3 protein-coding genes, 8 pseudogenes and 1 other annotated feature are annotated in these 8,953 nt (G+C 64.0%); of the genes and pseudogenes, 5 read left to right on the top strand and 6 right to left on the bottom strand.

The features are described from left to right. Positions 1-297: 297 nt before the first annotated feature. Positions 298-963, bottom strand: a complete 666-nt coding sequence (locus tag V8J36_RS20835) for an IS110 family transposase (protein WP_336469252.1) — start codon at positions 961-963, stop codon at positions 298-300. Between the two features lie 168 nt (positions 964-1,131). After that, a pseudogene (locus tag V8J36_RS20840) lies at positions 1,132-1,376 on the bottom strand (IS3 family transposase); the annotation flags it as partial. 732 nt (positions 1,377-2,108) lie between these two features. Between V8J36_RS20840 and V8J36_RS20845 the strand changes: the two are divergent. After that, positions 2,109-3,121, top strand: a pseudogene (locus V8J36_RS20845) (IS110 family transposase). A 331-nt stretch (positions 3,122-3,452) separates the two neighbouring features. Continuing rightward, positions 3,453-3,802 (top strand): annotated as a pseudogene (locus V8J36_RS20850) (transposase); the annotation flags it as partial. Continuing rightward, positions 3,734-3,828 (top strand) — a sequence feature (AL1L pseudoknot). (Overlaps the previous pseudogene by 69 nt.) A 459-nt stretch (positions 3,829-4,287) precedes the next feature. On the opposite strand, the gene V8J36_RS20855 reads toward V8J36_RS20850, so the two are convergent. From V8J36_RS20855 to V8J36_RS20860, 3 genes and pseudogenes are all read right to left on the bottom strand, one after another. Further along, positions 4,288-4,755, bottom strand: coding sequence for a DUF3597 domain-containing protein (locus V8J36_RS20855; protein ID WP_336469253.1), 468 nt, complete (start codon positions 4,753-4,755; stop codon positions 4,288-4,290). Positions 4,756-4,917: 162 nt separating this feature from the next. Then, positions 4,918-5,133 (bottom strand): annotated as a pseudogene (locus V8J36_RS22905) (transposase); the annotation flags it as partial. Beyond that, positions 5,079-5,714: pseudogene (locus V8J36_RS20860) on the bottom strand (IS110 family transposase); the annotation flags it as partial. The pseudogenes V8J36_RS20860 and V8J36_RS22905, both read right to left, overlap by 55 nt. Positions 5,715-5,852: 138 nt before the next feature. Here V8J36_RS20860 and V8J36_RS20865 point away from each other — a divergent pair. The 3 pseudogenes from V8J36_RS20865 to V8J36_RS20875 form a co-directional block, all read left to right on the top strand. Then, a pseudogene (locus V8J36_RS20865) lies at positions 5,853-6,140 on the top strand (integrase core domain-containing protein); the annotation flags it as partial. A gap of 562 nt (positions 6,141-6,702) precedes the next feature. Beyond that, positions 6,703-7,089, top strand: a pseudogene (locus tag V8J36_RS20870) (IS66 family transposase); the annotation flags it as partial. A gap of 41 nt (positions 7,090-7,130) precedes the next feature. Then, positions 7,131-7,364, top strand: a pseudogene (locus V8J36_RS20875) (IS110 family transposase); the annotation flags it as partial. 372 nt (positions 7,365-7,736) lie between these two features. On the opposite strand, the gene V8J36_RS20880 reads toward V8J36_RS20875, so the two are convergent. Further along, on the bottom strand, positions 7,737-8,936 hold the full coding sequence (locus V8J36_RS20880; RefSeq protein ID WP_442902519.1) for a hypothetical protein: 1,200 nt from the start codon (positions 8,934-8,936) through the stop codon (positions 7,737-7,739). Positions 8,937-8,953 lie beyond the last annotated feature (17 nt).

Consider the following 8,953-nt stretch of genomic DNA (forward strand, 5'->3'; position numbering starts at 1 on the left):
TCGAACCTAAAGAGTGTATGCCGCTCCTCGGTTCCCCGGGACACATCTTTTGCATGGCGAAGAACATTCGGGGGCCGTTCGGTAACCAGCAGCGATAGGAGCTCAGCCAGCCCACGTCTCCGGCGCTCAGCATCAGATGTGACCGCGGGTGAACTCGATCTGCCTTTCTTGCGGAACGATCGCCTGGCAGCACCCCTGACGGCGGCCGAGAGGTGCCCGCGCAACCATTCTGGGGATCCCGCTGTCATGTGGAATAGGGGCAAGACCGTTCATTGCCGCCGCTTCGCCGGACGTTATCTATCCGAGCTCCGGCAGTTCCGCGATCAGCATGGCCGCAGAGGCCGGCCCGATCCCCGGGATGGACAGCAGAAGCCTTGCCCTGATGGCTGACGCTTCCTCTTGAGCGATGACCCCTTCGATCCGCCGCTCAAGGTCACGGATCTTAGCGTCCCGAGTAGCCGCGAGGTCGGCATCCATACCCTCGAGGTCGGCGGGGATGTTTTGCTTCCTGCGTGCCGAGATTTGCGCCGAGAGCCGTTTGCGCATGTCCACGACCTGCGCCCTACGTGTTGTCAAAGCTCTGAGAATACACAGGTTCTTTTCCGGCAACCTCCGACCCGCCTCTGGCCTAAACAGCATGAACCGCACGATGAGCTCGGCGTCGATCCGGTCGGTCTTTGCCAGCGTGCCACGGGACAGGGCGAAGGCTTTGATCTGTGCCGGGGGCAGTTGCACAGCCTCTACCCCCGCCGCCACAAGCGTGGTCCAGAGCACCCATTCCTGACCGCCCGTCGCTTCAAATCCAATCCGCACCGGCTGGGGCAAGGCCCGGAGCAGCACAAGAAGTTGGGCATGGCCCGCCGCGGTGTTGGAGAGGCGGAAATGCCGCTCGCTCGACGCACAGAAGCCGTCGAGCCAATCGCGGGGAACATCTGTGCCTATCACGGTGGTCGCTGGTATCATATCACTCTCTCTTCCTTATGCTTCGCGGTCCCGCAAAACGGGCCTCGTCAACTGTTCGAGACGGTGAAGAGAGGCGGGATCAGCCTGCTAGCGATCGTGGTCCAGCCACAAGGTGTTCAGCGCTGTATCCCACCCCATCGCGGCTCCTGGCCGGGAGCCGCGATGGGGCTAATGTAGCAGGCCCGAGACACATAAGGTCTTCAGTCCCGGCATTTGGTGGATGGGTTCACGATGAATCTTTCTGGCTCTGATGTCCAAATTTTGCAGATGTATTCGTAGGGCGTGAGACCGTTGAGCGTCTTCAGGCGGCGGGCGAAGTTGTAGGCTGCCATGTAGTCACCGAGGTGGGTGCGCAGCTGGTCGTGGCTGTCCTAGTGGAAGCGTTTGACCATCGCGTCCTTGATCGTGCGGTTCGTGAAGCCGTATTTGAAGATTCGGAAAACGGACCAGATCAAAGGGTCGGGGGCCTTACCCACTCCTGTGAGATGCAACTGTGAAACACTTACGCCAAAACGGTGTTGAGCTTGGTTGCTCAGTCGGAACCGTTTGGGTTGATTCCCCGTTGCTCTGTGACCGCGCGTTAAGCGCGGCGCGAGGAGAGCGAAATGATCTTCCAGAGCATGACCGGGGCCCTGAGGCGTCAGAGAAGACGCAGCGAGACCGTCACCTTTGAGCTAGCCGTAACCCCGCCAGATTTGGGCGTCGAGCGTGAGCGAATTGTTGCAATAGCACTCGATCTTTCAGGGTTGATACTGAGCAGACCGGCGCCGGCGCGGCACTCAGATCTGATGGCGCTCGTGGATAAACTTGGGCTGCCTACGGAGATTATATTCCGTTCGCGGCCCGGCTTCATGACCTCTTCGGGGCGTTTCGTTAATCGTGTTGAAGCTTCGAAAATTGCGCGATCTTGCGGGCAGATCGAGAAAACATCAGCTATAACAGCGCTCGCTAGTCAGCACGTTTGGTAATCAGTGGCCGCCATTGAGTAAACTGCCTGCGCTTTGTCAGACGTAAGCAGTCCGCTGAAGAAGTCTGCCTAGCGGAACGGTTTAAATCGACCTGAACTGATGCGGTGGATGCCCCCACCAGACGGCATCTCGTATACCATGATGGTTGCCTGTAACCGAGCGGAGGGCCCATCAATGATGAAGAAATTCAGCATGCTGGCAATCGACCTAGCGAAGGGCAGCTTTCAAGACTGCGCTGTCGGCACGAATGGGACGGTTCTCTATTACCGCGTGCTATCTCGGACACGGCTGGCGGCGCTTCTGGCCGAGCATCCCGCCTGCGTGGTGGCGATGGAAGCCTGCGCCACGTCGCATCACTGGGGCCGGGTTGCGCAAGGTGACGGCCATGAGGTGCGGCTCGTGCCGGCGGCCTACGTGAAGCCTTTCGTGAAGCGTCAGAAGAACGACCGCGCCGACGCGGAAGCCATCGCGGAAGCAGCTGCGCGTCCAACCATGCGCTTTGTTGCGGTGAAGAGCGTCGAGACCGAGGGCCGGGCGGTGGCGTTCCGGACGCACCAATGCCTGGTCCGGCAGCGCACGCAACTGATCAACGCGCTCCGGGGACATCTGGCCGAGTTCGGCCTCGTGGCACCCAAGGGCCGGCGAGCCTGAAGGTGCTGGAGAACGCGCTGGCCGACGAGGCCAGGGAGCTGCCCGACACGGTCCGGCAGATGGGCGCGATCTATCTCGAGCAGATCGCGCGGCTCACTGAAACGATCGAACGACTCGCGACCGAACTGGAGCCGGCGTCTAAGACGGACCCGACGCTGCGGCGGCTTCGCACCATCCCGGGGATCGGCCCCGTGGTTACGGGCGCGGTGTCGGCGTTCGCCCCCGATCTCGATACGTTCGAAAGCGGGCGGAACTTCGCCGCCTGGCTCGGCCTTGTGCCACGGCAACGGTCCACGGGCGGCAAGGTGAAGCTGGGATCGGTCAGCAAGATGGGCCAGACCGACATCCGTCGGCTGCTGATCGTCGGGGCCATGAGCGTGATCCGATGGATGGTCCGCAAGGGCGGCAGCGCGAACCGCTGGCTCGCCGCTCTCGTGGGGCGCAAGCCGAAGATGGTCGCCGCCGTGGCGCTGGCGAACAAGATGGCCCGGACGATCTGGGCGGTAACGACGAAGCAGGAGGACTACAGGATGGCGTGACCCCAATCCCTGAGAAGGGACGAAGGCACGGCATGGCCGCAAGGCCGGGGTGAGCGATCGACGAGGATTAGGCGACACGGACTTCGAAGTTCAAGGCAGGGACATTCAGACCCGGCGCTCGAGCGCTTGCAGCTCTCTGAACCGATTTGAACCCAGCCTTCCGAACAGCATACCGGCCCGTGGCGTCATCGAAGGCCACGCTCAGAGGCCTGACACACGTCCGATCGAAGACCCCGCCGAAAAATTGAAGATCATGCTTGCCAAACAGGGGGCATCTACACACGCGCCGGGTTTGCCGGAGGCTTCAACTCCTGAGTAGGATGCAGCCATCATTAGTAAGACAACGAGCAAATTCTCGCCCGAAGTGCGCGAGCGTGCTGTGCGGATGGTTCTGGAGGGCGAGGGACCGCATGGGTCGCGCTGGCAAGCCATCGTGTCGATTGCCGCAAAGATCGGCTGTTGTGCGAACACGCTGAATGAGTGGGTCAACAGGACCGAGGTCCACAGTTTTCGGCGCGCGGGCGTCTCGACCGACATGGCCGCTCAGCTGAAGGCCCTGGAGGGGGAGCACCGCGAACTGCGGCAAGCCTATGAGATCCTGCGCAAAGCGAGCGCGTATTTCGCGCTGGCGAAGCTCGACCGCCGGTCGAAGTGAAGGTGCCGTTCATCGATGCGCACCGGGGGATGCATGCCTAGATCAGCAGGCAGTCGAATGCCTGGTATACGATGTATGCCCAGAGTGCCAGCAGGCCGAGCCCGATTATGGCTGGCAGGATGTAGTGTAGCGGGTTCATCTTAAGGCGTGAAGAGAGACGAGGACGATCAATCTGTGTCATCAGCACGCCCCTCACTGTGCAATGCTCGGCGATGGTTCGTCCGTCGGATCCGGGAGCGGATCTGGAGCGCTTCCAGAAACACGCGCCAGCTGAATGGCAATGCGCGGTCGTGAAGGGCGCTGACTTCCTGCTCGTCGAGCATCGACGCCGCGTAAGCGTTCGGGCCCTGGTGTAGGTTCATTTCTACATTCCCCCAATAGGTTGGCTCAACTACCAACGTCTGAGTCGAGGGAAAGTGCCGAAATTCCTCGAATGGGAGCGCCTCCGAAGGCGTGGCCTCTTCCATCGCGCGAGGGCAGTACTGCCCTCGCGCCGCATGTCTTCCCTGTATCAGTCGAGCAGCGACTGCGGGACCTTCCCACCATTCTCGGCGAGCTTCTGCATGAGTGCCTTGTGCAGATACATATTCATCTTTGCCGTGTCGTGCGTGTCGCCGGTATACGCCAGCTCCTCGGCGAGCTCGCGGCGCTCGGTAAGGCTGGCGTCCATCCCGAGGGCCTTCATCAAGTCGACGATCGAGTGGCGCCAGTCGAGCTTTTGGCCGGACTTCGCAGCGGCTGCGTCAAGGTTGGCAGCGATGTCGACGTCTCTCATGAGTTGCAAAGGCTGGTCAGGCTGTGTGGCTGCAGACATTGGTGCAGACGTTGCACCGGTGGGAGCCTCAGATGAAGACGTAGGCGCAGGCGCGGCACCTGGCGATACAGGTGCGTCGGTGGCGGTAGGACGCGAAGCAGACTGATCTGAGGCCGCTGCTGGTCCCCCGAGGATGGCGTCTCGGATGCGATCGAAGATACCCATGAAGAACTCCTTGGCCGCGGGGCGCGGGATGCTGCCTCCGTGCTGGGGGAAACGCCCACACGGGTAGGATGGTTCAATCGCGCAAAGCGGGAGGCACCGGCCGTCCGTGTGGCGATCGACGATCGGCGCCGCGAGCCGGCGCTGACGCCTGCGAAGCATTGGATAGCCTGGAAGGGGCCAGTCCAGCCCTGCGATGTCCTTCAGGCTTGCTGCCAGCTTGGCCGTTGGCCGCCATGGTTCACTAAACAACACCTCCAGCGCGGCGCAGGTCCGGATTATGCCTTCGGAGAAGGGCTCAGGATGACATTGCTTGCCACTCTTAGCAGCGCCGTGATCAGATGCGCGGACGGAAACATTTCGAGAAAGGCCAGGAACCATTCGCTGCGGGTGCTCCGCTGGAAGCGGGCTGCCTCGGGGAAGTAGAGCGGCAGGTAATGCCCCAGTATCCGATGCCAGAGCTCGGTCTTGGCGCGCGAACCGACCTCATGGGTCATCGACAGCTCCTGGATATCGGTGATCCCGGCACGGAGCGGATCCATGAAGACCTGGGTAGCGCCGATCTGGAGCATGTGCAGGATGACCTGCGCATCTTTGGGATCGTCTCCGGGCTTGCGTGGCCCCACTGGGGCCACGGTCCCTGCGACTGTCCCAGCTGTTATGCAACGCCTCACGCGTCTTGGCCAAGGCGACCGAGGAGACAAGCTTCACATCGAAGCCGGCCATGCCGAGTTGATAGACCAGGGCGCGATGATAGCTCCCGGTCGCCTCAAACCCAATCTGCACGGGCCGCGCGTAGTCCCTCAGGATGGCGATCAGCCTCTGGAAATCGTCGAGCGTGTTCGTCGGCAAGCGCCGCCGCCGGTCTTGCCGGGGGCCGCGATCAGCACCTCATGACGGTGTTTGGAAATGTCGATGCCTACCAGAACACGGGCATCGGCAGTATGCTCGAACTTGGTCATAGCCGGTCTCCTCTGCGGTGGGTGGTTCGCAACACCACCATAGAGACCTGAGCGCCGGTTATGGCCGCACGCTGCGCGATCCGCAGGCTCCGCGCGCGGCCATAACCTCCAAGCGGACCATTGTTCCCGACGTGCTACGGCAGTGAGTCCATCTCCCGGGATCTCTCTGGGCCTATGCCAGCGGGGGTTGTTCTGGACTTCTCGCGGCCCGGCAAACCCACCGATAACGGCTTCATCGAGGCGTTTAACAGCAAGCTCAGGACGGAATGCCTGAACGCCCACTGGTTCATGAGCCTTGCCGACGCCCGCGAAAAGCTGGAGGATTGGCGTCGACGCTACAACGAGGACCGACCCCACAGCGCGATCGGATACAACGTCCCGATCGCCATGCATTTTCCCGACGGCGCCGTCAGCCCGCCATCGTGATCAGAGCCGGAAAACTCCAAGGTCCGGCGGTCCGAGCTTGGGGCGCTGAGCAAGGCAAGCTTGGCGCCGCCGCAAACCTGTCCGGGAAATGGGGACCACCTCTCCGGCATCGTCCGCGCTGCGGCGGGGCCGCTATCTCTCCGGGTGCGGCCGCTCCATCCATTGCGGATGGAACTCTCATCCAGTGGCGCTCTCGCGCCATTGAACCGCGGCTCCGGAGAATTACTTCACATTTGCGCTGGGTCACGTGCACCATCTCCGGCGCAGCGAGACGGCTGCTTCGTTCCAGGTGCGGCTGTCTCGCAGCCTTCGCGCCCCAGCGCCGAATTGGTTTACAGTGATCCCGGCTCAGCTGTGACCTTCATCCGGCTGTGCGCCGGGAGGGGCTTCTCACCCCTGTGGGCCTCTCCCGGACCAATCTGGCCGAATGCGAATTTTTGTTGCCAAGATGCTGCAAAATTTTAGAATTATCTTGCTGACCCGCGCATGCCGCGTAGGTTGCTGACATCTCGATGCCAGCGAGAAAGGGCGGTGACTGCACCCCACGAAGTCACTGCCCGACCCTTTCCGCAACCGCCTAGGCGACTGGCTGCGCCATCACTTGGCGCGCGCGTCCTTCAAGTCACAGCTCGGGGAGGCACTGGCTTACATCGCCAAGTATCGCGATGGCCTGGGCCTGTTCCTGCGCGATGGTCGGGTCGAGGTCGACAGCAACAGAGTCGAGCGCAGGATCCGGCCGATCGCCCTGAACCGCAAGAACGCCCTCTTCGCCGGCCATGACGCGGGTGCGCGAAACTGGGCCGTCATCGCTTCGCTGATCGAGACCTCCAAACTCAACGGCATCGACCCTCAGGCCCGGCTTGCAGGAACACTCGGGGCCATCGTCCGCGGCCATAAGCAAAACAGCATCGATGAGCTGCTCCCTTGGAACTTCACGCTCAAGGTGTGAATGGGACACCGCTTACCCTCAACCGTGGGGGTGATTACCGTATCACCAAGGCCGGCGACGTCCATCTGCGTCGAGCGCTTTGCCAAGCCGCAACGGTGATGATGCACCGGGGCCGGGCTTCCTGGCTTCGGTCCTGGGGAGCGCAGCTTGCACGCCGGCGCGGCGCGAAGCGGGCGATGGTGGCCCTGGCGCGGCGGATCGGCGTCATCCTGCATCGGATGTGGGTCGAGGACACCGACTTCCGGCTGGATGCCGCGGCGCCGGTTGCTGCCTGAGACGAAGAGATCCCCGCACCCCCTTATGGTCTGCGGTCCTTAGAGGTCCCCCGAGGGACGTGGTTCCGACGATGCCGTGGTCAGGACTGTGCCGATCGAGGTCGAGCACGCCAATGAGATGGGCACGTCGGAACTGCAGAGAACCGCCATCATGCTGGCGGCCAGCGCGCCGACCACGGACCGAAGCATGCAACCGGATGACCACCGAAGACGGCCGCGTCTCCGCCAGACTTGTGCAACGCGAAGAACATACACCCGCCATGGCGGGCGACCAGTTATGCGCAAAGCCGCTTGACGAAGACTCCCCCGTTGCCGAAGTCCTGACCCTAGAGACGCCTGCGCCTGTGGATCGGCGCGGGCACTTCTATCGTTCTAGGCGCGGCCAAGCCCTTCCGATCGGGCGCTCTCGCGTGCCGTGTCGGCGACCTTCTGCGCCGCTGCTTCGGCGGCATCGCGCATACGGCCGGTGTCGATGCTGGCCTTCAGCTCTGCCCCCGCGGCGCGCAGCTGCGCTTCGGCCTCGCCGGCGGTGGACTTCAGGACGGCGGCGGCCTTTTCCTTCTCTTCGTGGAAGATGCGCTGCGCCTCGGCGGCGAGGGCATCGCTCTGCGCACCTAGATGCTCATCCTCCCAGCGGCTGCGCGGCAGCGCCCCGGCGATCGCGGCGCCGACGGCCACCGCCAGCGCCCCGGCCACCAGCGGCTGGTCGTGATAGAAGCCCTCGGCACGGACGCGGCCGTCACGGGCTGCCCCCATCACCTGCCGGCGGGCCTCGTAGGCGGCCTCGCGGGCCTTGACGATGCGGTCGCGCGCCTCGGTCGTCAGCCCCTCGGTGCCCTCGGAAAGCCGGTCGCGCAGCTTCGCGGCGCGGTCGAGCGCGCGGGCGCCGGTCTCGCTCACCGCGCGGTGGCCAGAGGCGTAGTTGCGTTGCGCCGTCTCTGCCATCGCGCCAGCGCCTTCGGCGATCCGGCTGGCCAGCCCGGAGGCCAGCCCCGAGGTGCTGGTGCCGGGCGCGACATCGCCATTGGAATAGTCGCCGGCGGCGGATTGCGAGGTCGCGGTGCCGTAGCGGTCCTCGCCCTCCCAGGCATCGTCGAGCCATGCGGGGTCAGAGGTATGGCGCGGCGCGGCATAGCGCTCGCGGTGGCGGGGCAGGGGACGCTCATCCCAGTTGCGCGCGGCGGGCGCCCGCCCGGCGGCGCCGGCCGGGGCGTGGCTGCGCCCGACGGCCAGCCACAGTAGACCGGCGCCGGTCAGGATCGCGGCGGCGGGATTGCGGCGCACGACGCCGGCGACGCCGCGCATCAGCTCTCCGCCCTGATCGCGGAGCGCGTCCGAGATCTCGCCCACCAGCCCTTCGGCCGAGAAGCGGTCCNGTAGACCGGCGCCGGTCAGGATCGCGGCGGCGGGATTGCGGCGCACGACGCCGGCGACGCCGCGCATCAGCTCTCCGCCCTGATCGCGGAGCGCGTCCGAGATCTCGCCCACCAGCCCTTCGGCCGAGAAGCGGTCCTGCAGGTCGTTGATCGAGGCGCTGAGCCGGGCACGGTCGCGCGCGAGGTCCTGCTCGATCTGGTCGGGGGTGCGGG

The sequence above is a fragment of the Frigidibacter sp. MR17.14 genome (genome assembly GCF_037095735.1).
Taxonomy (GTDB): Bacteria; Pseudomonadota; Alphaproteobacteria; order Rhodobacterales; family Rhodobacteraceae; genus Frigidibacter.